We start from the raw sequence: 25,850 nt of genomic DNA on the forward strand, positions 1-25,850 counted from the left end.
AGATGCGTATTACCACCAACATGGTTTATAACCGGAATTTATCCTCGCTGAACAATGCCAATGAGCGGTTGAGCACAGCCTATGAACAGCTGATGACCGGGAACAAGTTCAAGACTGCGGGGGAAGATCCCTCCGGCATGAGCCAGAAGATGGCGCTGACCAAGGAGATCGACCTGTTCAAGCAGTACGGGGTCAATGGCAGCCTGCTGGAAAACAGCCTCGGCCATGAAGAGACGGTGCTGACCGCGCTCAACAACGCCATGACCAGTGCCCAGACCCTGATCCAGAAGTCCAACGACTCGGCGGTGGGCTCCGACGATCGCATGGCGATAGCCAGCGAACTGGAGGGGCTGCAGAAGCAGATGTTTGACCTGATGAACAGCAAGAACTCCCAAGGCGAATATATTTTTGGGGGCAACCAGAGCAAGACCCAGCCTTTCGTCAAGGATGCCAGTGGTAATTATGTCTTTCAGGGGGATACTGGGCAGCGCAATATTCAAGTGTCGCCGACGGTTCAAATTGCGGCCAATGATTCCGGTTTCAACTTGTTTGAAATCGTACCGACCCGCAGAACCAGCAGTGCGGGCAGTGCCAATATTCAGGTCGGAATAGCCGACCAGGGAAATTTCGACAGCTTTTATCGCAACAATTATGATCCTGCCCTGGCCAGCAACCAATATACGGTTACCACGGCAGCAGGGACACCAGATACCTATGAAATAAGAGACGGTGGCGGTACTTTGCTGCAAAACGGTGACTATGTAGCAGGCAATAAAATTCCCTTCAACGGTTTGGAGTTGACGCTGGATTTGCCAGCTGGCAGCGCAGCCCAAAACTTTGTGCTGGATCCGCCCAAAAACAACAATATTCTGGATGGCATGTCCGATTTCATTACGGCATTGCGGGATCCCAATATTACTCCAGACACCTTCCAGATGAAGGTGGCTGATGCCACTGCCCACATGAAAAATGCCCGCCTGAATGTCGACCAGGGGCTGGGCGAAATTGGCGGGAGAATGAACAGCCTGGAGCAGGTGACGAGTTCGAACGAGGGACTGAGTACCTTGAACCAAGAGGCAAGAGCCAAGGTCTCAGAGGCGGATTTGTATGAAGTGATCGCCACCTTGTCAAAAGAGGATGCGGCCCTGAGTGCCACTCAGCTCTCCTTCAGCAAAATAAGCAAGCTGACTCTGTTTGACTATATTCGCTGATATTGCTTGTGCCCCGTTCACTTCCGTCTTGGCGGAGGTGAGCGGAATTTCTTCATGACATTCCGCGATTTATTACCATTATTTGTCCTCATTTAAATCCTCTTTCATGCCAATTGTAACAAGCTGTTGCCATGGGCCATTTAGCCCTTCCCGGCAGGTTGACTCCTATTGATCATTCGATAATCATGCAGCCCGCACAACAGAGGGTTGTGCGATTATTTGCAGCATCTCGTTAGGCGAGGCTCCTGTATAAACAAAGGCCACTGATCTCACGACGTCGAGAGACGCCCAAGCTCAGGACAGTTTTCATCGGATTAAGGTGTAAACCCAAGTGGCTTCCGGCATGCCGGATACGTTATACAGTGCTAAAGCTGGTACGTGGGGATGATGACACGCCGGACGGCGTCATTTCCTGCCTATTACTCGTCAATCAAATTGCTGTTTTCTTTCAGACCGCGACCGGATATCCGTTCGCGCTCAGGCTCTGCCTGGAATCACATGAGGTCCTTTGTGATGAAGAAAACACAGACATTACTCAATCGTCATCAACTGCTCGATCTGGCCACCCTGCAGGGTTGGCTGCAACATAACCTGGATCCGGTTCAGCGCGCCGATCAACTGCTGACCCTGCGTCCGGAAGAGCTCAACTGCATCTTCGATACCTTGCCCATTCGCGAGGGGGCGGCACTGCTCTGTTCACTGTCGGCGGAGTGTGCCGGGCGGCTACTGATGCGGCTGCATGCCAGCATCGTCAGCGTGTTGCAGGGAGCCATGCCCCGGCGTGACATATTGGCTATCCTGCGCCGACTCGGTAGCAGCGATCGCACCATGCTGCTCTCTCGCTTCCCGGAGCAGGTGCAGTCCACCTTCTACTCCCTGCTCGACTGGCCGACCGAATCGGTCGGTGCCAACATGCGCCATGAGTTCCTGGCCATTGGCGATCAGGAGACGGTAGGCAGCGCAAAACAGCTGATCCACGATGCCTGGGACAATGCCCAGCTGTTCCAGAACCTCTATGTGGTCAACAAAGACAACCGTCTGCTCGGCAGCATCTCGCTCAAATCCTTGCTGATTGCCGACCCTTTGTTGCCGGTGAGTGAGCTGATGGACAGGGAGACGGTGCGCATCAACGCCAGGGCGGATCAGGAGCTGGCGGCCCGCCTGTTGATTGACCGCGATCTCTCCACTCTGCCGGTGGAAGAGCAGAGCAAGCTGGTGGGGATCTTCCATGTGGACGATGCCGCCGACATCCTGGAACTCGAATCTACCGAGGATGCGGAGATGCAGGGCGGTTCCTCGCCGCTCGATACCCCCTATCTGCAGGCCACACCCTGGCAACTGTGGCGCAAGCGGGTGGGTTGGCTCTTGATCCTGTTCGTGGCCGAAGCCTATACAGGCACAGTGCTGCGGGCGTTTGAGGAGCAGCTGGAAGCCGCCATCGCGCTGGCCTTCTTCATTCCACTGCTGATCGGCACCGGGGGTAACAGTGGTACCCAGATCACCACCACCATAGTGCGCGCCATGGCGGTTGGCGAAGTGAGCATGCGCAATCTGGGGACTGTCTTGAAGAAGGAGCTGTCCACTGGTCTGCTCATCTCGGCAGCGATCGCAGTGGCAGCCTGGATCCGTGCCTGGAGTCTGGGTGTCGGTCCCGAGATCGGCATGGTTGTGACCTTTACCATCATTGCCATCGTGCTGTGGAGCGCCACAGTGGCGTCCATTATCCCCATGGTGCTGCGTCGCTTCCGCATCGATCCGGCCGTGGTGTCTGCCCCCTTCATCGCCACCCTGGTGGACGGTACCGGCCTCATCATCTACTTCGAGATGGCCAAGTGGTTGCTGCCCGAGCTGCAGTGACACCGACAGAAAGCAAGAAGGCAGCCATCGGCTGCCTTCTTTCGTTTGAGGTGAACGATCACCCGAGCTGGAACAGCAGGGGCCAGCCCTGCTCCTGGCAATAGCGGTGCTCCTTCTCCAGGTTTTGGATCAGCAGGCGGTTCTCCTCGCACCAGTCGGTGGGCAGGGTGACCACCAGCTGATCCCCGGCGGCCTGCACCCGCCACTCTGGCAGCAGGTTGTCCTGGCGTCTGTGGTGGGCCGCCACCGCAAGGCGCAGGATGCGGATGCAGCGAAGCACCGTCTGCTCATCGTGGTTGGGCAGAGCAGGCAGTTCGGAAAGTTTGAGCCCCTTGCGCTGAAAGCGCACCAGGGCCGCCAGCAGGGACTGATCGTCCTGATTGAAGCCGGGCAGGTCGGTGTGCTGCAAGATATAGGCGGAGTGGCGGTGGATGCCGCTGTAGTTGATGGCCAGACCAATCTCGTGCAACCGCGCCGCCCAGCCGAGGATGGCGCGATAGGGTTCGATCTGCATCTGCCAGGGCTCGCTCAGCGTATCGAACAGGGTCAGCACGCTCTGCTCGACCCGTGTGGCCTGACGCTTGTCGATGCGATAATGGGTTGAGAGGGCCAGCGCGGTACGCTCGCGAATGTCGTGGTGCTGCAATCGCTCTTCAAACTCATACAGCAGCCCTTCGCGCAGGGCACCGTCCGAATATTCCATTCTCTCTATGGGCAGGGAGGTAAACAGCCCAAGCAGTATGGCCACTGCGGCGGCAAATACCTCCTGACGCTCCTCGGTCAGACCGGCAAGCTTCAGCTGATCGACTCGCTTGTGGTCCAGCATTTCCCGCTTGAGCCGCTCCAGCCCCGCCAGCGTGATGCTGCCGTCGGTCCAGCCTTCTCCTTGCAGTACGTCGCGCACGGTGCGAATCGACCCTGAGCTGCCGAGGCAACTCTGCCAGCCCAGCTTGCGATACTGGTTGATGATGGGGGCGAGCTGATGTTGCGTCTCCAGCACGGCGCCGTTGAAAGCCTTGTCGCTCAGCTTGCCGTTGGCAAAGAAACGCTGGGTGAAACTGACACAGCCCATCTTGCGGCTGGTGAGTGCCTTGTGTTCGAAGCCTTCACCTATGATGAGCTCCGTGCTGCCACCGCCAATGTCCACCACCAGCACCTGGCCCTCGATATGCTGGGTATGGGCAACGCCCTGATAGATGAGGCGTGCCTCTTCCTGACCACTGATGATCTCGATGGGATGGTTCAACACCTTGGCGGCTTCGCTCACAAATTCGCGGGCGTTGCTGGCGCGGCGCAGGGTATAGGTACCGGCAATGCGGATTTGATCCGGCTTGATGTTGGTCAGCCGTTCGGCAAACAGGGCGAGGCAGTCCAGTCCCCGGGCCATGGCTTCCACCGACATGCGGCGCTGGCCGTCCATCCCTTCCGCCAGCCGTACCCGCTCCTTGATGCGATCGACGATCTGCAGACGTCCCTCGTTGAGACGGGCGATCACCATGTGAAAACTGTTCGAGCCAAGATCCACTGCGGCGTACAGGCTATTGTCCATTGTTTGACTCTATGCGTTTGAGATAGTCGTAAATTGCGACCTGGGAGCGGATCTTGCGGCGGTTGCCCCGCTTCACATACGCGTTTTGCTGATCTGCATCTATGACCCTTGCCTTGCAGGTGTCGCTGAGCTGCAGCTGCAAAATATCCTGGATGCGCTGCTTGAGGCGCTCGTCATAGATGGGAGTCCCCACCTCGATCCGGCCATCTATGTTGCGGCTCATCCAGTCGGCGCTGGAGATATAGAGCTGGGGGTTGCCCTTGTTATGGAACACCATGACTCGCGGATGCTCGAGGAAGCGGTCGATGATGCTGATCACCCTGATGTTGTCGCTGAGGCCAGGCACCCCAGGACGCAGGGCGCACATGCCGCGGATGATCATCTGGATCGGCACCCCGGCCTGGCCGGCGGCATAGAGCCGGTTGATGAGATCCCTGTCTACCAGGTTGTTGATCTTGAGGGTGATACCGCTCGGCTGGCCCGCCTTGGCGTTGGCCAGCTCGTTGTCGATGAGACGGTAGAGCTGGCGGCGGCTGTTGATGGGGGAGACCAGCAGGTGGTTGAACTTGTAGCGCCGATAGGGATATTCGATGTACTCGAACACCCCCTCCACCTCGGCGGTGATGTCCGGGTGGCGGGTCAGCAGGGAGAAGTCGGTGTAAATCTTCGCCGTTTTCTCGTTGAAGTTGCCGGTACCGATGTGGGCGTAGCGCACCGCCTCGCCATGTTCGTGGCGAGTGATGAGGCAGAGCTTGGAGTGGATCTTGAGGCTCGGCACCCCGAACACCACCTTGACCCCGGCGTCGGTGAGAATGTTGGCCCAGTCGATGTTGGCCGCCTCGTCGAAACGGGCGCGCAGCTCCACCACCACGGTCACCTTCTTGCCGTTGTTGGCGGCATCGATGAGGGAGTGGATGATCCGCGACTTCTTGGCGACCCGGTAGATGTTGATGCGAATGGCGCTGACCGCCGGATCGAACGCCGCCTGACGTACCAGCTCGGTGAAGTGGTGGAACTTGTGATACGGGTAGTAGAGCAGTATGTCCTGCTTGGTGATGGCGTCGAAAGCGTTGACGAAACCGTCGAAGTCGCGGCAATCGAGGGCTGGCAGCTTGGGGTTTTCCAGATAGTCCCGGCCCACGTTGGGGAAGCCGATGAAATCCTTGAAGTTGTGATAGCGACCACCGGGCATGATGGCGTCATAGGAGCTGATCTGCAGCTTGAGCTTGAGGAAGCTTATCATGGCGGCCGGCATTTCCCGCTCGTAGACGAAGCGCACCGGCATGGCGGTGAGGCGCTGCTTGAGGCCGTCACTCATCTTGTCCACCAGGCTCAAGTCCAGCTGGTCGGAGAGGTCATACTCGGCGTCCCGGGTCAGCTTGACCGCATAGGCGGCGATCTCGTCGTAGTCGAAGAAGCCCTTGAAGATCTCGTCAAGGCAGAAGCGGATAACGTTGTCGAGGATGATGATCTGCTTCTTGCGACGGGTGCCTTCCGGTGGCAGCTGGAAGAAGCGGGGCAGGTCATCGGTCGGCACTTCCACCAGTGCGTACTGGATCACCTGGCCGTTCTTCTTCATCTCGATGGCCAGATAGGTGTACTCATCCTTGAGGAACTTGACCGGGTTGACCTCCTTGTTGAGCAGGATCGGGATGATGTGGCGCAGCACTTTCTCCTTGAAGAAGACCCGCAGCCACTGCTGGATCGATTCAGAGAGCTGGTACTCGTTGACCAGGAAGATGTTGTGACGGGCGAGCGCTATCAACAGCTCCTTGTAGGTGTTGTCGAACGCTTCGCCGAGCGCCATCACCTTCTGCTGGATGGCGCGCAGCAGCACCTTGGCCTCGTCGTCGCCACCATGCACTTCGTTGATCAGGATGCGGCGCTTGACGTCCGACACCCGCACCTTGAAGAATTCATCCTGGTTGGAGGAGAAGATCCCCAGAAAACGGACCCGCTCTATGAGCGGCACGGTCTTGTCCATCGCCTCTTGCAACACCCGTTCATTGAATGAGAGCCAGCTCAGCTCTTTCTCTTCATACTGCTTGTCGGTGCTCATGTGATGCCTCTGTGGTCAGGTCGCGTCTGCGCGGCAGTAATGGCGTAAAAATATGACAGAGTGATGACCATCCGCTCAGTCGGTAAATGCCTGGTCTATGTCGACCACCAAATCGTCGGAGAGGGATTCCAGCGCTCTGATCAGATCGTCGAGTTCGAGCTGGGGTGGCAGAGCCACCAGGGCGTGGGCATAGAAGAGCGGTGCGCCGGAGTGGGGGGCCGGCTCGCAACCCGTGGTGAGGTCAGACACGTTGATGTCGAGCTGGCGCAATATGCTGGCCACTTCGTGGACAATGCCGGCCCTGTCGTTGCCGGTGACGCTGAGCATCACCTGACGTTCCGGCTCCTGGCCAGGCTGGCCTTCGGCAAAACTGACGGTGAGGCCGGGCAGCATCACCAGTGCCTCACACAGGCTGCGGTAGTGCTCGTCGGGCACTGTCACGTGCAGGATGCCGGCAAATTGTCCCGCCAGCTCGCTCATGGAGCTGCCCAGCCAGTTGCCCTGCTGCTGAGTGATGACATCCGCCAGACTCTCGACTATGCCGGGTTTGTCTGTGCCTATTACGGTCACGACCAATTGCTTTTGCATCCTGCTCTCCTTGGAATTGGGTTTCTGTAGCATTGTGCCTGCTGTGACAGGCCATATGAAGCCCCGCCCGGCGTAAATAGGGTGAAAAAGCGCAGAAGGGAGGGGGCGGGCCATGTTTCAGCGCTGCCTGCCACTGGGCCCCTGTGGTAGAGTGATGCCCCTCTTTTGTTTTGTGAACTGGATAGTGCGCTCATGAATACCCTTGTCGTATCGGGATTGGTGTTGTTGGTGCTGCTCTTGCTGGCGGTCTTCTGGACCCGAGGCAAGAAAGGCAAGCCGTTGCCCTATGATGTGCAGGAGACCCTGTTCAGTCCGGCCGAGCGCTCCTTTCTCGGCGTGCTGGATCTAGCGGTGGGTGACCAGGCCCGGGTGTTTGCCAAGGTGCGGGTGGCCGATGTGCTGACGCCGGAGGCGGGCATGGGCAAGAGCAAGTGGCAGCAGGCGTTCAACAAGATCAGCGCCAAGCATGTGGATTACCTGCTCTGCCATCCGGCCGACCTCTCCTTCATCTGCGCCATTGAGCTCGATGACAGTTCCCACCGCCAGCAGAAGCGCAGAGCCAGGGACAGCTTCCTCAAGGCGGCCTTCGACAGCGCAGGTTTGCCGCTGCTGCAGATCCCGGCAAGCAGCCACTATCAGGTGGAAGAGTTGCGGGATCTGATCCTGCCGCTGTTGAGCAAGACGACTGCACCGTTGAGCGACGAGCTGATGCCTGGCGAGCGTCGCGAGCCGACCTTCAGCCCCCTGTTGCTCGATGGCGTCGACACGGAAGAGACCCGTCATGGCGGACGCTCGTCTTCCAGTTCCTCGACCATGTCGACACCGGTCAAGAGCGCCCTGGTTTCTGCCACGGACAGCGAGCTGGTGGACAACTTGTTTGCCGATGTGGACGACGAAGAGGACCACCACTCGCACCAGGCACCGCATTGCCCTCGCTGCGATGCCCCGCTGGTCGAGCGGGAGGCCAAAAAAGGCCCTCATGCTGGTCGCCTGTTCATGGCCTGCAGCCGCTTCCCCGAGTGCCGCTACGCCGCGCCCCACACGAACGCCCATCACTGATCCCCTGTCGCCATTTCCGACCCCGTCATGGGGCCGGAAATGGGTGGCTGATAGCCCCGCCTCTTGTGCTTGTTCACGCCCTCATCAAAAAAAGAGGCGACAAAATTTATCTTATGTCGCAGTTGCGTCGATAAACTTAGGTTAAATGCGACATTTTTTGACAATGCGTCGGAATTTTGGCACTTTGTGCCTCCTGCATAAAGTGCGTGGCTAGACCACAGAAGCACAATAAAACAATAAGTTACGTCGACTAGTAAGAGGGATGTATATGATGGCGATGGGAGTATTGATTGTTGATGCCGATGCGCAGCGGCGCCAACAGTTGGGCACTGTGCTCTCGTTCATGGGGATCCCGTGGCAGGAGATAGTCGAGAACGAGCTGGATGTTGCCATCGAGTCGTCCGGCCCGTTGCAAGGGGTGCTGGCGGGAACCTTGACCGGCCGTTCGCTGGATGAGCTGCTGGCCAGCTTCCCCCGCGTGCCCTTCCTGTCTCTGGTCGAGGCGGACTTTCCCAACAGCAACTTCATCGGCGTCGCCGAAGCGCCCTTCACCTACGAATCCCTCACCCGTCATCTGCACTTCTGTCAGGCGTTTGTCTCCCTGCATCCCCGTCAGCAGACTCACGACAAGGGCCAGGCGCTGCTGCGTCTGCTGGTGGGCAAGGGGCGGGGCATCCAGGAGGTGCGCCGTCTCATCAGCCAGGTGGCGGAGACCGAAGCCAACGTGCTGATCCTCGGCGAGTCGGGGACCGGCAAGGAGGTGGTGGCCCGCGCCATTCACGAGCTTTCTCCCCGCAGCGGTGGCCCCTTCGTGCCCATCAACTGTGGCGCCATCCCGGCCGAATTGCTGGAGAGCGAGCTGTTTGGCCACGAGAAGGGCGCCTTCACCGGCGCCATCGCCGCCCGCCGGGGCCGCTTCGAGCTGGCCCAGGGCGGGACCCTGTTCCTCGACGAGATCGGCGACATGCCCTTGCCGATGCAAGTCAAGTTGTTGCGGGTATTGCAGGAACGGTTGTTCGATCGGGTGGGCGGTGGCAAGCCCATTCAGGCGGACGTGCGCATCATAGCGGCTACCCACAGAGATCTGGAGGCCATGATCCGCACCCAGGGTTTTCGGGAAGATCTCTACTACCGCCTCAACGTCTTCCCCATCGAGACGCCGCCGCTGCGGGATCGTATCGACGACATTCCCCTGCTGCTGCAGGAGCTGCTCAATCGCCATGCCGAGCAGCATCAGGGTATCATTCGCCTCACCCAGCGGGCCCTGGAGTCCCTGATGCAGTACCCCTGGCCCGGCAATGTGCGCGAGCTCTCCAACCTGCTGGAGCGACTGCTCATCCTCTACCCGCAACAGATAGTCGATGTGGCCGACCTGCCGAGTCGCTATCGCCTGCTGCCGTGCGAGCCGAGGGATGAGCGGCTGACCGAGATGGACGAGCGCGATGCATTGGCAGCCGTGTTCCAGGATCCCCCCGAACTGGAGCACCATGCCTGCCACTCCCGAGCCATGCAGCTGCCGGAGGAGGGGGTCAATCTCAAGGAGATGCTGGCCGACCTTGAGGTGGAGCTGATCCGTCAGGCCCTGGAATCCCAGGACGGGGTGGTGGCCCGCGCTGCCGACTTGCTCGGCATGCGTCGTACCACCCTGGTGGAGAAGATGAAAAAATACGGGATGAGCAAGGAAGTATAAGGGTCAAAGCCTTGACGCCTTTGTTCAAGGCTTTGATTTATAGTGATAATTTTAGTGGCATGGAAATTGAATAACCTGACCCAATAGCCAGTTTGAGGTCAGCTTTATGACAGCCCAGCAGCAAGACAACCCACTCCAGTCTCACGAGGTGAGCCAGCTCTACGCCATCTTCACGGCGCTGCCGACCGGTGTATTGCTGCTCGATGGCGAGGGTCGTATCACCCGTGCCAACCCCGCCGCCCTGGCGCTGCTGGGGGAGCCGCTGGAAGGCCAGGCCTGGCGCCAGATCATCGCTCGCTGTTTCCAGCCCCGTGAAGATGACGGCCACGAGATTTCCCTGCGCGACGGCCGTCGGGTGCAACTCTCGACCCAGCCGCTGCCGGATCAACCCGGCCAGCTGGTGTTCATCACGGATCTCACCGAAACCCGCAAACTGCAGGACAGAGTCAACCACATGAAGCGGTTGTCTGCCCTGGGCAACATGGCCGCCTCGCTGGCACACCAGATCCGCACACCGCTCTCCGCCGCCATGCTCTATGCGGCCAACCTGGCCAACCGCACCCTCAAGCCCGAGTCTCGCAGCCAGTTCCAGCAAAAGCTGATGGACCGGCTCAAGGATCTGGAGAAACAGATCAACGACATACTGCTGTTCGCCCGCAACGGTGACAACCAGGTGGTGACGCCCATTTCGGTCCAGGGATTGCTGGCGGAGGTGCAGGCCGGTGCCGAGGCATTTTGCAACCAGCAGGGCTGTGAGCTGCACATGGAGGCGCCCGAGCCGGATCTCTGCCTGCTCGCCAACAGCAATGCGCTGGCGGGGGCCATCAACAACCTGATCGCCAACGCCCAGCAGGCGGGGGCCACCTCGCTGCTGGTGAGTGCGGTGCGCAGCGGCGCCCGGGTGGAGATGCGCATCCTCGACAATGGCAAAGGGATGCCCGCCCACCTGCTCAACCAGATTTTCGAACCCTTCTTCACCACCCGCTCCCAAGGCACAGGCCTGGGTCTGGCGGTGGTGCAATCCGTGGTCCGTGCCCATCAGGGGGAGGTCAGCGTGGCCTCAGTGCCCGCTGAAGGCACCTGCTTTACCCTGTCGTTTCCCCTGCATCAGCAAGCGGTGCAGCTTGGAGGTGTCGCATGACTCAGGCCCGTATTCTGGTCGTGGAAGATGACAATGGCCTGCGCGAGGCGCTGGTGGATACCCTGTTGCTCGGCGGCTACGAGTGCCGTGAAGCGGACAGCGGCGAGCGCGCCCTGCTGGCGTTGTCGCGCCAGAGCTTCGACATGGTGATCTCGGATATCCAGATGGGGGGCATGGATGGCCTGACCCTGCTGGCCAACATTCGCCAGCAATACCCCCAGGTACCGGTGCTCCTGATGACCGCCTACGCCAACATAGACGGGGCCGTGCGCGCCATGCGCGAAGGGGCCATCGACTACCTCGCCAAGCCGTTTTCGCCCGAGGTGCTGCTCAACCAGGTCAGTCGTTATGTACCGGCCCAGAAGGTGGAGAAGCGCGCCGTGGTCTACGGGGATCCCAAGACGGCCGAGCTGTTCCAGCTGGCGACCCGGGTAGCCCGAAGCGAAGCCACCGTCATGGTGACAGGCCCGAGCGGAACAGGGAAAGAGGTGCTGGCGCGCTACATTCACGATAACTCCAGCCGCGCCGAGCAGACCTTCGTCGCCATCAACTGCGCCGCCATTCCGGAAAACATGCTGGAGGCGACCCTGTTTGGCTACGAGAAGGGGGCCTTCACCGGCGCCGTGCAAGGGTGCCCCGGCAAGTTCGAACAGGCCCAGGGCGGCACCTTGCTGCTCGACGAGATCACCGAGATGGATCTGGGGCTGCAGGCCAAGCTGCTGCGGGTCTTGCAGGAGAAAGAGGTGGAGCGGCTCGGCAGCCGCAAGATGATCCCCCTCGATGTGCGGGTCATCGCCACCAGCAACCGGGATCTCAAGAAGGCGGTACAGGACGGTTTGTTCCGCGAGGATCTCTACTATCGTCTCAACGTCTTCCCCCTGCGCTGGACCTCGCTCTGGGAGCGTCCCGGCGACATACTGCCGCTGGCAGAACACCTGCTGGCACTGCATGCCAGCCAGCAGGGGCTGCCGACGCCGCAGCTGGCAGATGGAGCGCGCGAACGCCTGCTGGCCCACCCCTGGCCCGGCAACGTGCGGGAACTGGACAACGTGGTGCAGCGTGCCCTGATCCTGAGCCCGGATGGGCTCATCGGCTGCGAGCACCTCATCCTGGAAGAGGTGGACGAGGAGGAGATCCGCTTCACCGGCGGCGAGCGCAGCAGCGGCAGCGAGCATCTGGGCAGTGAGCTCAAGCAGCAGGAGCACCAGATCATCCTCGATACCCTGCAAGACTGCAACGGCAGCCGCAAGGCGGTGGCCGACCGGCTTGGTATCAGCCCACGCACCCTGCGCTACAAGCTGGCCCAGATGCGGGAGGCGGGGATCGATCTGCCCGCCTGAGGGGCGAGATCCTGCCACTGTTATCCACTTTGCGGGTATCTGGATATTTGCGTCTGGCCTGAGTGTGGAAGCATCATGGTCTTGCTGGCCAGCCTCGACTATCATGGGGCCTCGGCGTTATGAGCCCGGGCCCTGTTTGCATCGCACCACAGGGGTCGGCGCCTTTATAAGGGACCCCTATGATCTCTCATCGAAAACTCGAAACCGTACTCAACCATCTGCTCGAACCGCATGCCATCAAGGATTATTGTCCCAATGGTTTGCAGGTGGAAGGGCGCGAGCGTATTCGCAAGGTGGTGACCGGTGTCACCGCCAGCCAGGCCCTGATCGATGCGGCCGTGGCCGCCAATGCCGATGCCATCCTGGTGCACCATGGCTATTTCTGGAGCGGTGAACCGGCTCAGATCACCGGCATGAAGCAGCGTCGCCTCAAGACCCTGCTGACCCACGACATCAACCTGTTTGCCTATCATCTGCCGCTGGATGTGCATCCCGAGGTGGGCAACAACGCCCAGCTCGCCAAGCTGCTGGATATCAAGGTGCTCCGCGGCCTGGAGCCCTGGAACAGCAAGAGCGTCGCCATGGTGGGCAAGCTGGAACAGCCGATGAGCGGCAGCGACTTTGCAAAGCTCATTGCCGAGCGGCTCGGTCGTGAACCGCTGCATTGCGGTGACAGCGGCCCCGAGCTTATTCGCTCCGTGGCCTGGTGCACCGGCGGTGGCCAGAGCTACATCAATCTGGCGGCGGAGCAGGGCATCGATGCCTTTATCTCCGGCGAAGCCTCCGAGCAGACCATCCATACCGCCCGCGAGATGGGGATGCACTTCTACGCTGCCGGCCACCACGCCACCGAACGCTATGGCGTCAAGGCGCTGGGGGAGTGGCTGGCGACCGTGCACGGGCTGGAGGTCACCTTTATCGATATCGACAATCCGGTCTAGGTTCGATTAGCCGCGTAGCGGCGTAATCGGACATGATCGCGGTCATCGCGTTAATATGTAGCAATGACAAGGGAGGCCGAAGCCTCCCTTTGTTACATTTTGCATGCTGTGATTAGCCGTTACTCGCAGGCATAACCTGCGGGGCCGAGCAGGGCGCCGTCGAGCAGAGCGGCCCCATCCAGCATCTGCAGCCGGCCTTCACAGAACCACTGCACTACCAGCGGGTAGATGCTGTGCTCCTGCACCTGTACCCGTGCCGCCACCTCGTCAGCATCATCCCCTTCGAAGATGGGGACACGTGCCTGCAGGATCACCGGGCCGCCATCCAGTTCTTCGGTGACGAAGTGGACGCTGGCGCCATGCTCGTCGTCACCGGCATCGATGGCGCGCTGGTGGGTGTGCAGCCCCTGGTACCTGGGCAGCAGGGAGGGGTGGATATTGACCATCCGCCCGGCAAAGTGACGCACCAGGTCGGCACTCAGGATCCGCATAAAGCCGGCCAGTACCACCAGATCGGGCTGATAGTCCACCATCAGCGCCAACAGGGCCGCGTCATACTCGGCCCGGTTGGCAAACTGCTGCTGGGCGAGGATGGCAGTGGCCACCCCCGCCTGTTTGGCGCGAACCAGACCATAGGCATCGGCCTTGTTGCTGATGACGCCGACCACGTCCCCGGCAATCTTGCCGTTGGCGCAATTGTCGAGGATCGCCTGCAGGTTGCTGCCGCTGCCGGAGATAAGGACCAGGATGCGTTTCATTGGGGTGGTCATTTGGCTGTTGACTCGGTCATTCATTGAATGATGACCTGCTCCTCACCGTCGGCTGCCTTGGTGATGTGGCCGATATGCCAGGCGTTTTCCCCTTCCGCCTTGAGCAGGGTCAGCGCCTTCTCGAGCTGATCCGCCGGCAGGGCGATGATCATGCCGACGCCGCAGTTGAAGGTGCGGTACATCTCGTGGCGGGTGACGTTGCCGGCCTGCTGCAACCAGCTGAACACCGCCGGCCACTGCCAGCTCTGCTCGTCGATCACCGCCTGGGTGTTGGCGGGCAGCACGCGGGGGATGTTCTCCCAGAAGCCGCCGCCGGTGATGTGGGACAGGGCGTGGATCTCGCACTCCTTGATGAGCTTGAGCACAGGCTTGACGTAGATACGGGTCGGCTCCAGCAGAGCGTTGGCCAGGGTGGTATCGCCCAGTGGCTGCTGCACGTCGGCCTTGGAGACTTCCAGGATCTTGCGCACCAGAGAGAAGCCGTTGGAGTGGGGGCCGCTGGCGGCCAGGGCGATCAGGGCATCGCCGTCACCGACCTTGCTGCCGTCGATGATCTCGCTCTTCTCCACCACGCCGACGCAGAAACCGGCGATGTCGTAGTCTTCCCCTTCATACATGCCCGGCATCTCGGCGGTTTCGCCGCCCACCAGGGCACAGCCGGACTGCTCGCAGCCGGCACCTATACCGGTGACCACGGCGGCGGCCGTGTCTACGTCCAGCTTGCCGGTGGCATAGTAGTCGAGGAAGAACAGCGGCTCGGCACCTTGCACTATCAGGTCATTGACGCACATGGCCACCAGGTCGATGCCGACGGTATCGTGCTTTTTCAGATCGATGGCGAGACGCAGCTTGGTGCCCACCCCGTCGGTGCCGGAAACCAGCACCGGCTCCTTGTAGCCCGCAGGGATTTGACACAGGGCCCCAAAGCCGCCAAGACCGCCAAGGACTTCAGGACGACGAGTGCGCTTTGACACGCCCTTGATACGTTCAACCAGTGCATTGCCGGCATCGATATCTACGCCAGCATCCTTGTAGCTCAGTGAGGTTTTGTCAGTCACGCGTATTCCCCGTCATATAAAGAAGTGGAGGGTAAAATTCGGGGCGTATTCTAACAGTGGCCGGGTAAAAGCAGAAAGGAAATCGTTTGCGCGTTTTTGCGCGGAAAAACTCTACAAGCGCGGGCTTTTGTTGTATGATTCCGCGATTTTTTTGCGGCAGTTAGAGGAGATAATAATGAAAGTCGTTGAAGTCAAACACCCCCTGGTCAAACACAAGATCGGGCTGATGCGTGAAGGCGATATCAGCACCAAGCGTTTCCGTGAACTGGCCAAAGAAGTGGGCAGTTTGTTGACCTACGAAGCGACCTCTGACTTCGAAACCGAGAAGGTTACCATCGATGGCTGGAACGGGCCAGTGGAAGTTGACCAGATCAAGGGCAAGAAGGTCACGGTCGTGCCCATCCTGCGTGCCGGTCTGGGCATGATGGATGGCGTGCTGGAGCACATGCCGAGCGCCCGCGTCAGCGTGGTCGGTATCTACCGCGATGAAGAGACCCTGCAACCGGTTCCCTACTTCGAGAAGATCGTCAGCAACATCGAAGAGCGTCTGGCGCTGGTTATCGACCCCATGCTGGCTACCGGCGGTTCCATGATCGCCACCATCGATCTGCTGAAGAAGAAAGGCTGCCAGTCCATCAAGGTGCTGGTGCTGGTTGCCGCGCCGGAAGGGATCAAGGCGCTGGAAGCCGCTCACCCCGATGTAGAGCTTTACTGCGCCTCCGTCGACAAAGGCCTGAACGAGAAGGGCTATATAGTCCCGGGTCTGGGCGATGCCGGCGACAAGATCTTTGGCACCAAATAACTCCTGATGCCTTAACCTGCCTTCTTTGGTTAAGGATGGGAACTGAGCCGGCTCCTCGCCGGCTTTGCTGTTTATCCCCCTCCAGCTTGCTGCAATGCGCGCCTTGCCGCTACCATAAGCACCATCTCCCATTTCGAGACTCTTCTCATGTTCAAACGTGTTGTGACCGCCCTCTGCTGCGGCTTGTCATTCATGGTGTCGGCCGCTCAGGTGACCGATCTCTATCAGGGCAAGGCGCCCACCAGCGGCGACATGGTGGCGGCCCAGTCCCAGGCGTTGGGGGATGTGCTGGTCAAGGTGACCGGCAAGCGGGATATCCTCACCCAGCCGGCCGTGGTCAAGGCGCTGGCAGCCCCTGGCGACTATGTGCAGCACTACGGCTATCAGGACGTGGGGCCGGTCAAGTTTCTCAAGGCCGATTTTGACGTCGCCAAGGTCAACGCCCTGATCTCCCAAAGCAAATTTGCCCTGCTTGGGCCTGCCCGACCGCAGGTGGCCATCTGGCTGGTGATCAATGAGGGAGAACGCCGCGTCCTGCCGGATCAGTCCAGCGATGGCTGGGCCGCCGCGTTGCGTACCCAGAGCCAGGCCCTGGGTCTGCCGGTCAGCATTCCCTTGATGGATCTCGATGACAACATGGCGGTCAATGCCACCGATGTTTGGGGCCGCTTCGCCGACCCGATCCTCAAGGCGAGCCAGCGTTATGGCGCCGAGATGGTGGTGCTGGGCAAGCTGACTCCGGAAGGGGAGAAGTGGAGCATCGACTGGGGCCTCTATGGACCCAAGGCCGGCGGTGAGCTGGCAGAATTGACCAAGGGAGAAGGGACGGGGACCCAGGCCGAGGTGGCACAGGGCTTTGCCGACGCCTTGGCGGGCTGGCTGGTACAGAATTACGGGGCGCGCATCTCGGGTGTCGCTTCCAGCCAGACCCTAGTGGTGGAAGGCTTGTCCGGCATCGACGGCATGATCACGGTGCAAAAGATGCTGCAGGGCATGGCCAGCGTGACCAAGGTGGAGATCGGCAAGCTGGAGGGGGACAAGGTCACCTTCAACCTCGCATTGCAGGGGGACAAGGCCGAGCTCATCCGCGGCTTGCAACTGGAGAGCCGGTTGCGCCAGATTGATGATAATGACAGCGGTTTGCGCTACCAATGGTCGCAGCCCTGATCATTTCTGCCTTGTCCCAACCGCCCGGCCAAGTCCGGGCGGTTCTCTATCTGCCTTTGCGATGATACACTCAGCCACAAATGTCACAGTCAAAGCCCAACGAGTGAAGCAACCGGCCCAACTGTCTTTAGCCGTACAATTACCGGATGATGAAACCTTCGTCAGTTTTTATCCCGGCAACAATGCTCATCTGATCACCGCCCTCAAGAATGCGGCCATCGGTCAGGGATCACCTTTCCTCTATTTCTGGGGGGCCAAGGGATCGGGACGCTCCCACCTGCTCCACGCCACCTGCGCCGAGGTCAATGCCCGCGATGCGGCGGCGGCCTATCTCTCCCTCGATCAGTTCGAACAGCTGGATCCCAGCATGCTCGACGCCCTCGAAAGCCTGCCGCTGGTCTGTCTGGACAGTCTGGAAGCCATCGCCGGCAATGCGCTGTGGGAGCGGGCCCTGTTCGATTTCTACAATCGCTGGCAGGAGAAGGGCGAGGGGACGCTGGTGGTCACAGGTTGCAGCGCACCGCGCAAGCTGGGGCTGCAGTTGCCGGATCTCGCCTCCCGTCTCGATTGGGGGGTGAGTTTCCATCTCGACGAGCTGGATGATGAAGGCAAGCTCAGTGCCCTGCAGCTGCGTGCCGAGCTGCGGGGCTTCAAATTGCCCATCGACGTGGGCCGCTTCCTGCTCAACCGACTCTCCCGCGACATGCGCACCCTGCTTACCACCCTCAATCAGCTCGATAACGCCTCATTTCGCGCCAAGCGCAAGCTCACCATCCCCTTTGTCAAAGAGATCCTCGAACTCTGAGCCAGCGGCGACCGCCTGTCTGCGCTGAATCCTTGAGTGGCGAGCAAAAAAGAAACCCCGGCACCAGGCCGGGGTTTTTGTTCGAGCGAGGTGGCTCGCGTCATGCGGTTATCAGTGGAACTGATCTTCTTCGGTGGAACCTGTCAGCGCTGTCACTGACGATTGGCCACCTTGGATGACGGTGGTCACCTTGTCGAAGTAACCCGTGCCCACTTCCTGCTGGTGTGCCACGAAGGTGTAACCACGGCTGGCGGCGGCAAATTCCGGCTCCTGCACCATCTCGACGTAGTGCTTCATCCCCTCGCCACGGGCGTACTGGTAGGCCAGTTCGTACATGTGGAACCACATGTTGTGGATGCCCGCGAGGGTGATGAACTGGTACTTGTAGCCCATGTCGGACAGCTCCTGCTGGAAGCGGGCGATGGTGGCATCGTCCAGGTTCTTCTTCCAGTTGAAGCTGGGGGAGCAGTTGTAGGCCAGTATAGTGTCCGGGTACTGCGCCTTGATGGCTTCGGCAAACTTGCGCGCCTCGTCCAGATCCGGTTTGGCGGTTTCACACCACACCATGTCGGCGTAAGGGGCATAGGCCAGGCCACGGGAAATGGCCTGCTCGATACCGGCCTGCACCTTGTAGAAGCCTTCTGCAGTGCGCTCACCGGTCAGGAAGCCAGCGTCGTAAGGATCTGCATCCGTGGTCAGCAAGTCGGCCGCGTTGGCGTCGGTACGGGCAATCACCAGGGTAGTGGTGCCGCAGACATCGGCTGCCAGACGGGCGGCGACCAGCTTTTGTACCGCCTCCTGAGTGGGGACCAGCACCTTGCCACCCATGTGACCGCATTTTTTCACCGAGGCCAGCTGATCTTCGAAATGCACGCCGGCGGCGCCTGCTTCAATCATCCCCTTCATCAGTTCAAAGGCGTTCAGCACGCCGCCGAAACCGGCTTCGGCATCCGCCACGATCGGCAGGAAGTAGTCGATGAAACCGGCATCCTGCGGACCCACCTTGTTGGCCCACTGGATCTGGTCGGCACGGGCAAACGAGTTATTGATACGCTCCACCACGGACGGGACCGAGTTGGCCGGGTAGAGGGACTGATCCGGATACATGGTGGAAGAGAGGTTGTTGTCCGCCGCCACTTGCCAGCCGGAGAGGTAGATGGCCTCTATGCCCGCCTTGGCCTGCTGCACCGCCTGGCCGCCGGTCAGGGCGCCGAGACAGTTGACGTAGCCTTTCTTGGCGCTGCCGTGGATCAATTCCCACAGTTTGTCGGCGCCGCGCTGAGCCAGGGTGTGCGCAGGCTGCAAGCTGCCGCGTAGATTCACCACGTCTTCGGCGCTGTAGCCGCGCTTGATCCCTTTCCAGCGGGGGTTTTCCGCCCAGTCTTTCTCGATAGCCTGGATCTGTTGCTCACGGGTCAGTGCCATATCAGTTCCCTCTTTCATTGATTTCACGTTTCCATTGACTTGTTATTGGCGAGCCCCGCTGGGGGCCCGTGATTCAGAGCCGCTCGTAACCGGGCAGCGTCAGAAAATCGATCAGGGTGTCGGCGCAGGTGATCTCTTCCATCAGATCGCTCGCTTCGGCAAAGCGTCCTGCTTGCCAGCGGGCATCGCCCAGTTCGTGTTTGACCACCTGCTGCTCCTCGGCCAGCATCTGGCGGAACAGCGCCTTGGTCACCACCTGGCCGTTCGACAGGCTCTTGCCGTGGCGGATCCACTGCCAGATGGAGGTGCGGGAGATCTCGGCGGTGGCCGCATCTTCCATCAGGCCATAGATGGGCACGCAGCCGTTGCCGTTGATCCAGGCTTCCAGGTATTGCAGAGCGACCCGGATGTTGGTGCGCATGCCCGCCTCGGTGCGTTCACCCTCGCAGGGGGCCAGCAGGTCGGCGGCTGTGATGGGGGCATCCTGCTCGCGCAGCACGCCGATCTGGTTCTTGGTGCCAACGGGAATGGTGGCGTTGAAGACCGCCATGGCGGTGTCGGCGAGGCCGGGGTGGGCCACCCAGGTGCCGTCGTGGCCGTTGTGGGCTTCGCGTTCCTTATCCGCCTTGACCTTGGCAAACACCTGCTCGTTGATGGCCGCATCCTTGGCCGGAATGAAGGCGGCCATGCCACCCATGGCCAGCGCGCCGCGCTTGTGGCAGGTCTTGATCAGCAGGCGTGAGTAGGCGGAGAGGAAGGGTTTGTCCATGGTCACCACCTGCCTGTCCGGCAGTACCCGATCTGGGTGGTTCTTGAGCGTCTTGATGTAGCTGAAGATGTAGTCCCAGCGGCCGCAGTTGAGCGCGACTATGTGATCCTGCATCTGATAGAGCAGCTCATCCATCTCGAACACCGCAGGCAGGGTTTCGATCAGCACAGTGGCCTTGATGGTGCCGCGGGGCAGGCCGAACTTGTCTTCGGTCCAGGCGAACACTTCGCTCCACCAGCGTCCTTCCAGATGGCTCTGCAGCTTGGGCACGTAGAAGTAGGGGCCGGACCCCTTGGCCAGCAGCGCCTGATGGTTGTGCAGGAAGTAGAGGGCGAAGTCGAACAGGCCGCCTGGGATGGGCTCGCCATCAAAGGTCACATGCTTTTCCGGCAGGTGCAGACCACGTACCCGGCAGATGAGCACGGCCGGATCGGGATTGAGGGTATATGACTTGCCTTCGGGACTGGTGTAGGAGACGGTGCCATTGACCGCATCGCGCAGGTTGATTTGACCCTCGATCACCTTGTTCCAAGCGGGGGCCAGCGAATCCTCGAAGTCTGCCATGAACACTTTGACGTTGGCATTGAGGGCATTGATCACCATCTTGCGCTCGACCGGGCCCGTTATCTCCACCCGTCTGTCTTGCAGATCGGCGGGAATGCCGCGAATGGTCCAGTCACCGGCGCGGATGTGGGCGGTTTCGGGCAGGAAGTCCGGCAGCTCACCGCCATCGATACGAGCCTGGCGTGCCACACGTTGTTTCAGCAATTCCCCTCTTTGGGGAGCAAAGCGTTCCACCAGTTCGGAGACCAGAGCCACCGCGTCCGGCGTCAGAATTTGCGCGTATTCGGGCAGCATCTCGCCCTGGATGTGAAGGCGGGCGCTGCAGTGGGTCTGAGCCGGTGCCGACATAAGGTTCACTCCTTTGAGAATTACATTTTGAACTTACTAACTACGACTAAAGTCGATCCCTGTTCTTTCAAACTTCCCGTAACAACGGGATAACACGATTCATAAGGTGCGAAATATTGCTCTATTCGTCAACCACTTTTTTAAAACGCCTGTTTTTGACTGGTAGTTAAGGTGATGTTTTTAATGATGTTATGTGATTAGCGCAAAAGCTCTATGCAGATGGTTATGCTCTTGTTTTCCGACCCCTGATGGTGGTGTGATCCAGTGGAGAGAATATGGCTCGTGATGTAATTTATTACGTAATAAAATTACAAATGCAAAAACAAATCCCGACCTAACTCCAAGCTTTCAAAAAACAGCTGTATGAAATGAGATCGGCGATCCCAGTGAATATCCAGCTCCTGCCAGCATTGCCTAGTGAACGTTTGTTTAAAACTTGGGGTGCAAATCGTGGGCGAATGGGATTTAGCCCATCAGCGAAGGGAAAGTGACGAGCAATAACGTAGGTTTGTATCACCTTGTCCTGACAACCTGCAGAGGGAGGGGAGGGTAATGAGTAGTGAATGCAACTAATAATGCTCAGATTTTCAGCATTTTATTGTTATTTGTATCAGCGGGCCTTCCTGGCCCCTCGGGAGGATGAAAGGGTGGCGAAATTCACGGCTCAGCGGCCACATTCTCCCATTGTGTGACGGGGATCCGATCAGTAATCGTCGTCCGGCGCCGCCAGATCGACCACGTCAAGGCGCACTATGGTGCCGTATTCAGTACCGGGTTCGTTATCGCCGAGTTCGACGTTAGGTTGTGGCAGGGGGACCTGGTCGGGTTGTATGTCAACTGCTTGCGTCATGGGTGCTTGCCTCGTTGGATTGCAAGCCGGTTGGTGACTCCATCACCCGGATTTCCACCTCCCTGTATCCATTGCCGGCGGAAAAGTTGCGTATCCTAGCGATACTCGCAAGAGGTTTCAAGCGGTTCTGTATAAAAAATATGCCGACGATAAGCGATGGCACTGTGGGCAGGGTGTTCGGCAGGACAATAAAGATGGGGCGCTGACAACGAGGCAAAAAAATAGCCCAGTCGCGAGACTGGGCTATTTTCGGGGAAAATGGTCGGTGTGAGAGGATTCGAACCTCCGACCCTCTACACCCCATGCAGATGCGCTACCTGGCTGCGCTACACACCGACGAGGTCAGTCTGAGCTGACGAAAAGGAGTCTAATGATATGGCTCGGTTGGTGCAACTCCTTTTTTATCAGGGAGATGCCGACTGCTTCTTTATTGTGCAATCAAGATGTAGCTTGGGCCTGCAGGTGAGATTTGGCATAATCGCCGCCCCGTGTTGCTGGGTGTGCATTCGGCCAGGCAAGCAGCCTTGCCGGGCTATCATACATGTGGTCATCACCCACCGGGCAGGGACCGGTCCCGGATAACCGTATCCAAATAAAGAAGAGATGGATGATCGTCATCAGTCAGGCCGGGAGGCAGAACAAACCATCATGAACAAGCCGTCGAGAGAGGACAAGGTGGCGGATCTATCAGAAGCCGCCCCGTGCTTGAGCGAACAGGAAGAGCGCTGGATGCGCCACGCCATGGAGCTGGCCGCCAGGGCCGAGGGGAAAACAGGTGAGATCCCGGTCGGCACGGCGCCAATGTTCAAGGCGCACAGGCAACATAACGACAAAGAGGTAAGGGCGTGACACCATCAGAGAATGCTGACTCCTTTGAGCAAGCGCAGCAAGACGAGCGCTGGATGCGCCATGCCATGGCACTGGCCGCCAGGGCCGAGGGGATAGGCGAGATCCCGGTCGGTGCCGTGCTGGTGCTGGGGGACGAGGTGGTCGGTGAGGGGTGGAATCGCTCCATCAGCGCTCATGACGCCTGCGCCCATGCGGAAATCATGGCGATCCGCGCCGGAGGTGTTCGGCTGGAGAACTACCGGCTGCTTGACACCACCCTCTATGTGACGCTGGAACCCTGCTGCATGTGCGCTGGCGCCCTCATCCACAGCCGGGTCAAACGGGTGGTTTACGGCGCCCGGGATCTCAAGACCGGGGCGGCCGGGTCCGTGTTCGAGATATTGCAGGACCCGCGCCATAACCACAGGGTGGTACTGACCGGCGGTGTGCTGGCAGAAGCCTGCTCAGCCCAGCTGTCGGCCTTCTTCAAACGTCGCCGCGCCGAGAAAAAAGCGGCCAGACAGGCACAACAACAAAGCGGTGGCACAGCCGCCTGAGACCAACGGGGGAGAACCGTCTTGCCCCCGCACGTTACCCCTTCATATATCCTCATATAAAACAGATGGTTGGCACGGATACTTACCGATAACGTGCTGCCTGAATGTCCCCCCAAAATAACCCCTTCCCAGATAGCCTTGGTGTAACAAAACTGTCATGCAACCGCCATATAATGCCGCCAAGCCTAGCTCACATTGAGGTCTTGCATGTCATCGGAATCGATAAACTTGGGTATGGCGGGCAGTAGAAAGCGCCGTATCAAGGATAAGTTGGCCAAGTACGGGGTCACCACAGGCGGTGCCCTGGTGCTGGTGGCCCTGTTGCTCATTTTCTTCTACCTGCTCTATGTGGTGAAACCCATCTTCAATGGCGCCACGATGGAGCCGACCGCGTCGTTCACGCTACCCGTTGCGGGCAAGACCGCCTGGCTCGGGGTGGAGGAGCAGAACGAGATCGGTTACCGCTTCAGCGACAAGGGGCTGGTCAACTTCTTCGCCGTTCAGGGGGATGGCAAGATCAAGGTAGGTCAGGCCCTGGGTCAGGCCCAGGTCGCGGGTGACATCACCACGGTCGCGCCGCCGGCGCCGGGTCAAAAGCTCATCGCCTACGGGTTTGCCGATGGCAAGGCGCTGGTGATGCAGCCCTATTTCAAGGTCTCCTATCCCAACGACGTGCGAGTCATCGACCCCAGCCTGCAGTATCCCTTCGGCGAAGAGCCGGTAGTGATAGATCCGCAAGGAAAAGCCTTGCAGCTGATGGTGTTCGAGGCGACCAAGGAGAAGATGGCCACCGCCGCCGTGACCGAGGATGGTCGTGGCGTGATGACGGTGATGAGCGGCGAGGAGAATTTCCTCTCCGGCGAGGTGGAGTGGAGCGCCCAGAACTACAGCATCCCCTCATTGCCGCGCCACGTGGATCAGATGCTGCTGACCCCCAACCTGCGCATCCTGTTCGTGCGTGAAGGCAATCGCCTCTCCGTCTACGACATCCACAACCTCAATGACATCTCCTTGCGCAATGTCATGGAGATCAACGCTCCCAATGCCAACGTGACCCGGGTCGAGCTGCTCTCCGGTGCCTCCTCCCTGCTGGTGGGCAATGACAATGGCGTTATCTCCCAGTGGTTCGAGGTGGCAAAGGACGGCAAGCGCCAGTTCACCCCCATTCGTGAATTCAAGGGCGATGGCCCGGTCGACTTGCTGACCCCGGAGCACTTTCGCAAGGGCTTCATCAGCGCAGGCAAGGATGGCACCGTCAGCTTCTTCCACGCCACCGGCGAGACCAAGCTGCTGAGCGAGAAAGTCGAGGGCGGCTCCTTGTCGGCGCTGGCCATTTCGCCACGTCACAACGTACTGCTGATGCAGCAGGGAGATGACTTCAAGCTGTTCGCGGTGGAGAATGAACACCCCGAGGTGACCTGGTCCGCTCTGTGGCAAGAGGTGTGGTACGAAGGCTATCCCGAGCCCCAATATGTGTGGCAATCCACCTCCGCCAGCAACGACTTCGAAGCCAAGTTGAGCCTGGTGCCGCTGGTATTCGGCACCTTGAAAGCCTCCTTCTACGCCATGATGTTTGCGGTGCCGCTCGGCGTCGCCGGTGCCATCTATACCGCCTACTTCATGTCGGCCGGGCTGCGCAAATACGTCAAGCCGACGGTCGAGATCATGGCGGCGCTGCCGACCGTTATTCTGGGCTTCCTGGCCGGTCTCTGGCTTGCTCCCATCATCGAAGGGGCGCTGCCCGGCGTTGTGCTGTTGCTCATCCTGCTGCCGATGGGGATGCTGCTCACCGCCTTGATCTGGAACTACCTGCCGGAGCGCGGCCGTTCCTGGTTGCCGGAGGGGTGGCACGCCATCTTGCTGATCCCCGTGTTGTTGCTGATCGGCTGGGGCGCCTTCGCGGTGAGCCCGCTCATCGAGAATGCATTCATGCAAGGTGATTCGCGCATCTGGCTGACTCACGAGATGGGCATCAAGTTTGACCAGCGCAACTCCCTGGTGGTCGGTATCGCCATGGGCTTTGCGGTCATCCCCACTATTTTCTCCATCGCCGAGGACGCGGTCTTCTCCGTGCCCAAGCACCTCACCCAAGGGTCACTGGCACTCGGCGCCACCCCCTGGCAGACCCTGAGCCGGGTGGTGATCCTCACCGCCAGCCCTGGCATCTTCTCGGCGGTGATGATGGGCCTTGGCCGCGCCGTTGGCGAGACCATGATAGTGCTGATGGCCACCGGCAACACCCCTATCATGGACTTCTCCATGTTCCAGGGACTGCGCACCCTGGCCGCCAATATCGCGGTGGAGATGCCGGAATCGGAAGTGGGCAGCTCCCACTATCGGGTGTTGTTCCTCGCGGCCTTCGTCCTGTTTGTGTTCACCTTTATGTTCAACACCCTGGCTGAGTTCATTCGTCAGCGGTTGCGTGAAAAATACAGCTCTCTGTAATGAGCCGTTCCATCAAAAGCGGCGTTC

At 59.7% G+C, this 25,850-nt stretch carries 21 protein-coding genes, 1 tRNA gene and 1 riboswitch; of the genes, 13 read left to right on the forward strand and 9 right to left on the reverse strand.

The features are described from left to right. The first annotated feature begins 2 nt into the window (after positions 1-2). Complete coding sequence (gene flgL, locus ACW5XD_RS16320) at positions 3-1,211, forward strand: flagellar hook-associated protein FlgL (RefSeq protein ID WP_456495757.1); 1,209 nt, start codon at positions 3-5, stop codon at positions 1,209-1,211. Between the two features lie 221 nt (positions 1,212-1,432). Next, a riboswitch (M-box (ykoK) riboswitch) is annotated at positions 1,433-1,602 on the forward strand. A 122-nt stretch (positions 1,603-1,724) separates the two neighbouring features. Further along, positions 1,725-3,068: a magnesium transporter gene (gene mgtE / locus ACW5XD_RS16325; protein ID WP_456495758.1), complete on the forward strand. Its 1,344-nt coding sequence runs from the start codon at positions 1,725-1,727 to the stop codon at positions 3,066-3,068. A gap of 58 nt (positions 3,069-3,126) precedes the next feature. On the opposite strand, the gene ppx is transcribed toward mgtE, so the two are convergent. The 3 genes from ppx to ACW5XD_RS16340 form a co-directional block, all read right to left on the reverse strand. Beyond that, on the reverse strand, positions 3,127-4,617 hold the full coding sequence (gene ppx, locus ACW5XD_RS16330; RefSeq protein WP_456495759.1) for an exopolyphosphatase: 1,491 nt from the start codon (positions 4,615-4,617) through the stop codon (positions 3,127-3,129). Next, positions 4,607-6,676, reverse strand: coding sequence for a polyphosphate kinase 1 (ppk1, locus tag ACW5XD_RS16335; RefSeq protein WP_456495760.1), 2,070 nt, complete (start codon positions 6,674-6,676; stop codon positions 4,607-4,609). Before ppk1 ends, ppx begins: the two co-directional genes overlap by 11 nt. Before the next feature lie 75 nt (positions 6,677-6,751). Beyond that, positions 6,752-7,264, reverse strand: a complete 513-nt coding sequence (locus ACW5XD_RS16340) for a glycine cleavage system protein R (protein ID WP_456495761.1) — start codon at positions 7,262-7,264, stop codon at positions 6,752-6,754. 192 nt (positions 7,265-7,456) lie between these two features. Between ACW5XD_RS16340 and ACW5XD_RS16345 the strand changes: the two genes are divergently transcribed. From ACW5XD_RS16345 to ACW5XD_RS16365, 5 genes are all read left to right on the forward strand, one after another. Further along, positions 7,457-8,323 carry a DUF2726 domain-containing protein gene (locus ACW5XD_RS16345; RefSeq protein ID WP_456495762.1) on the forward strand — a complete coding sequence of 289 codons (867 nt, stop codon included), beginning with the start codon at positions 7,457-7,459 and terminating at the stop codon, positions 8,321-8,323. Between the two features lie 268 nt (positions 8,324-8,591). Continuing rightward, positions 8,592-10,013: a sigma-54 dependent transcriptional regulator gene (locus ACW5XD_RS16350; protein WP_456495763.1), complete on the forward strand. Its 1,422-nt coding sequence runs from the start codon at positions 8,592-8,594 to the stop codon at positions 10,011-10,013. Between the two features lie 106 nt (positions 10,014-10,119). Further along, entirely contained in the window at positions 10,120-11,154 is a 1,035-nt protein-coding gene (locus ACW5XD_RS16355) for a sensor histidine kinase (protein ID WP_456495764.1), read from the forward strand. Further along, a complete protein-coding gene (locus tag ACW5XD_RS16360; RefSeq protein WP_456495765.1) occupies positions 11,151-12,494 on the forward strand; it encodes a sigma-54-dependent transcriptional regulator in 1,344 nt (447 codons plus the stop codon). Before ACW5XD_RS16355 ends, ACW5XD_RS16360 begins: the two co-directional genes overlap by 4 nt. A gap of 179 nt (positions 12,495-12,673) precedes the next feature. Beyond that, positions 12,674-13,435 (forward strand): Nif3-like dinuclear metal center hexameric protein, encoded by a 762-nt coding sequence (locus ACW5XD_RS16365; RefSeq protein WP_456495766.1) that lies wholly within the window; start codon positions 12,674-12,676, stop codon positions 13,433-13,435. A gap of 119 nt (positions 13,436-13,554) precedes the next feature. Here ACW5XD_RS16365 and purN read toward each other — a convergent pair whose 3' ends face one another. Continuing rightward, on the reverse strand, positions 13,555-14,193 hold the full coding sequence (purN, locus tag ACW5XD_RS16370) for a phosphoribosylglycinamide formyltransferase (RefSeq protein ID WP_456495767.1): 639 nt from the start codon (positions 14,191-14,193) through the stop codon (positions 13,555-13,557). A 32-nt stretch (positions 14,194-14,225) separates the two neighbouring features. Next, positions 14,226-15,263, reverse strand: coding sequence for a phosphoribosylformylglycinamidine cyclo-ligase (gene purM / locus ACW5XD_RS16375; protein ID WP_456495768.1), 1,038 nt, complete (start codon positions 15,261-15,263; stop codon positions 14,226-14,228). Between the two features lie 175 nt (positions 15,264-15,438). Between purM and upp the strand changes: the two genes are divergently transcribed. The 3 genes from upp to hda all read left to right on the forward strand — a co-directional run bounded on the left by upp (position 15,439) and on the right by hda (position 18,037). Further along, positions 15,439-16,065 (forward strand): uracil phosphoribosyltransferase, encoded by a 627-nt coding sequence (gene upp / locus ACW5XD_RS16380; protein ID WP_043137488.1) that lies wholly within the window; start codon positions 15,439-15,441, stop codon positions 16,063-16,065. Positions 16,066-16,212: 147 nt separating this feature from the next. Continuing rightward, on the forward strand, positions 16,213-17,232 hold the full coding sequence (locus tag ACW5XD_RS16385; RefSeq protein ID WP_456495769.1) for a DUF2066 domain-containing protein: 1,020 nt from the start codon (positions 16,213-16,215) through the stop codon (positions 17,230-17,232). A 103-nt stretch (positions 17,233-17,335) separates the two neighbouring features. After that, complete coding sequence (hda, locus tag ACW5XD_RS16390) at positions 17,336-18,037, forward strand: DnaA inactivator Hda (protein ID WP_016351307.1); 702 nt, start codon at positions 17,336-17,338, stop codon at positions 18,035-18,037. A 111-nt stretch (positions 18,038-18,148) separates the two neighbouring features. Here hda and aceA read toward each other — a convergent pair whose 3' ends face one another. From aceA to ACW5XD_RS16410, 4 genes are all read right to left on the reverse strand, one after another. Further along, entirely contained in the window at positions 18,149-19,462 is a 1,314-nt protein-coding gene (gene aceA, locus ACW5XD_RS16395; RefSeq protein ID WP_043137483.1) for an isocitrate lyase, read from the reverse strand. A gap of 73 nt (positions 19,463-19,535) precedes the next feature. Continuing rightward, positions 19,536-21,143 (reverse strand): malate synthase A, encoded by a 1,608-nt coding sequence (gene aceB, locus ACW5XD_RS16400; RefSeq protein ID WP_456495770.1) that lies wholly within the window; start codon positions 21,141-21,143, stop codon positions 19,536-19,538. Positions 21,144-21,846: 703 nt separating this feature from the next. Then, on the reverse strand, positions 21,847-21,993 hold the full coding sequence (locus ACW5XD_RS16405; protein ID WP_456495771.1) for a hypothetical protein: 147 nt from the start codon (positions 21,991-21,993) through the stop codon (positions 21,847-21,849). A 259-nt stretch (positions 21,994-22,252) separates the two neighbouring features. Further along, positions 22,253-22,329 (reverse strand) — tRNA-Pro (locus tag ACW5XD_RS16410). Positions 22,330-22,596: 267 nt separating this feature from the next. On the opposite strand from ACW5XD_RS16410, the gene ACW5XD_RS16415 reads away from it, so the two are divergent. The 3 genes from ACW5XD_RS16415 (at position 22,597) to ACW5XD_RS16425 (ending at position 25,823) form a co-directional block, all read left to right on the forward strand. Then, positions 22,597-22,842, forward strand: a complete 246-nt coding sequence (locus ACW5XD_RS16415) for a hypothetical protein (RefSeq protein WP_456495772.1) — start codon at positions 22,597-22,599, stop codon at positions 22,840-22,842. After that, the gene (gene tadA / locus ACW5XD_RS16420) at positions 22,839-23,378 is read left to right on the forward strand and encodes a tRNA adenosine(34) deaminase TadA (protein ID WP_456495773.1); all 540 of its coding nucleotides are present in this window, start codon (positions 22,839-22,841) and stop codon (positions 23,376-23,378) included. Before ACW5XD_RS16415 ends, tadA begins: the two co-directional genes overlap by 4 nt. A 207-nt stretch (positions 23,379-23,585) precedes the next feature. Then, positions 23,586-25,823 carry a phosphate ABC transporter permease gene (locus tag ACW5XD_RS16425; RefSeq protein WP_456495774.1) on the forward strand — a complete coding sequence of 746 codons (2,238 nt, stop codon included), beginning with the start codon at positions 23,586-23,588 and terminating at the stop codon, positions 25,821-25,823. Positions 25,824-25,850 lie beyond the last annotated feature (27 nt).

The organism is Aeromonas enterica (assembly GCF_054052465.1).

Excerpts from the sequence above, each read along its gene's own strand:
- flgL (WP_456495757.1), top strand. The coding sequence starts at position 3 with ATGCGTATTACCACCAACATGGTTTATAACCGGAATTTATCCTCGCTG.
- mgtE (WP_456495758.1), top strand. The coding sequence starts at position 1,725 with ATGAAGAAAACACAGACATTACTCAATCGTCATCAACTGCTCGATCTG.
- ppx (WP_456495759.1), bottom strand. The coding sequence starts at position 4,617 with ATGGACAATAGCCTGTACGCCGCAGTGGATCTTGGCTCGAACAGTTTT.
- ppk1 (WP_456495760.1), bottom strand. The coding sequence starts at position 6,676 with ATGAGCACCGACAAGCAGTATGAAGAGAAAGAGCTGAGCTGGCTCTCA.
- ACW5XD_RS16340 (WP_456495761.1), bottom strand. The coding sequence starts at position 7,264 with ATGCAAAAGCAATTGGTCGTGACCGTAATAGGCACAGACAAACCCGGC.
- ACW5XD_RS16345 (WP_456495762.1), top strand. The coding sequence starts at position 7,457 with ATGAATACCCTTGTCGTATCGGGATTGGTGTTGTTGGTGCTGCTCTTG.
- ACW5XD_RS16350 (WP_456495763.1), top strand. The coding sequence starts at position 8,592 with ATGATGGCGATGGGAGTATTGATTGTTGATGCCGATGCGCAGCGGCGC.
- ACW5XD_RS16355 (WP_456495764.1), top strand. The coding sequence starts at position 10,120 with ATGACAGCCCAGCAGCAAGACAACCCACTCCAGTCTCACGAGGTGAGC.
- ACW5XD_RS16360 (WP_456495765.1), top strand. The coding sequence starts at position 11,151 with ATGACTCAGGCCCGTATTCTGGTCGTGGAAGATGACAATGGCCTGCGC.
- ACW5XD_RS16365 (WP_456495766.1), top strand. The coding sequence starts at position 12,674 with ATGATCTCTCATCGAAAACTCGAAACCGTACTCAACCATCTGCTCGAA.
- purN (WP_456495767.1), bottom strand. The coding sequence starts at position 14,193 with ATGAAACGCATCCTGGTCCTTATCTCCGGCAGCGGCAGCAACCTGCAG.
- upp (WP_043137488.1), top strand. The coding sequence starts at position 15,439 with ATGAAAGTCGTTGAAGTCAAACACCCCCTGGTCAAACACAAGATCGGG.
- ACW5XD_RS16385 (WP_456495769.1), top strand. The coding sequence starts at position 16,213 with ATGTTCAAACGTGTTGTGACCGCCCTCTGCTGCGGCTTGTCATTCATG.
- aceA (WP_043137483.1), bottom strand. The coding sequence starts at position 19,462 with ATGGCACTGACCCGTGAGCAACAGATCCAGGCTATCGAGAAAGACTGG.
- aceB (WP_456495770.1), bottom strand. The coding sequence starts at position 21,143 with ATGTCGGCACCGGCTCAGACCCACTGCAGCGCCCGCCTTCACATCCAG.
- ACW5XD_RS16405 (WP_456495771.1), bottom strand. The coding sequence starts at position 21,993 with ATGACGCAAGCAGTTGACATACAACCCGACCAGGTCCCCCTGCCACAA.
- ACW5XD_RS16415 (WP_456495772.1), top strand. The coding sequence starts at position 22,597 with ATGGATGATCGTCATCAGTCAGGCCGGGAGGCAGAACAAACCATCATG.
- ACW5XD_RS16425 (WP_456495774.1), top strand. The coding sequence starts at position 23,586 with ATGTCATCGGAATCGATAAACTTGGGTATGGCGGGCAGTAGAAAGCGC.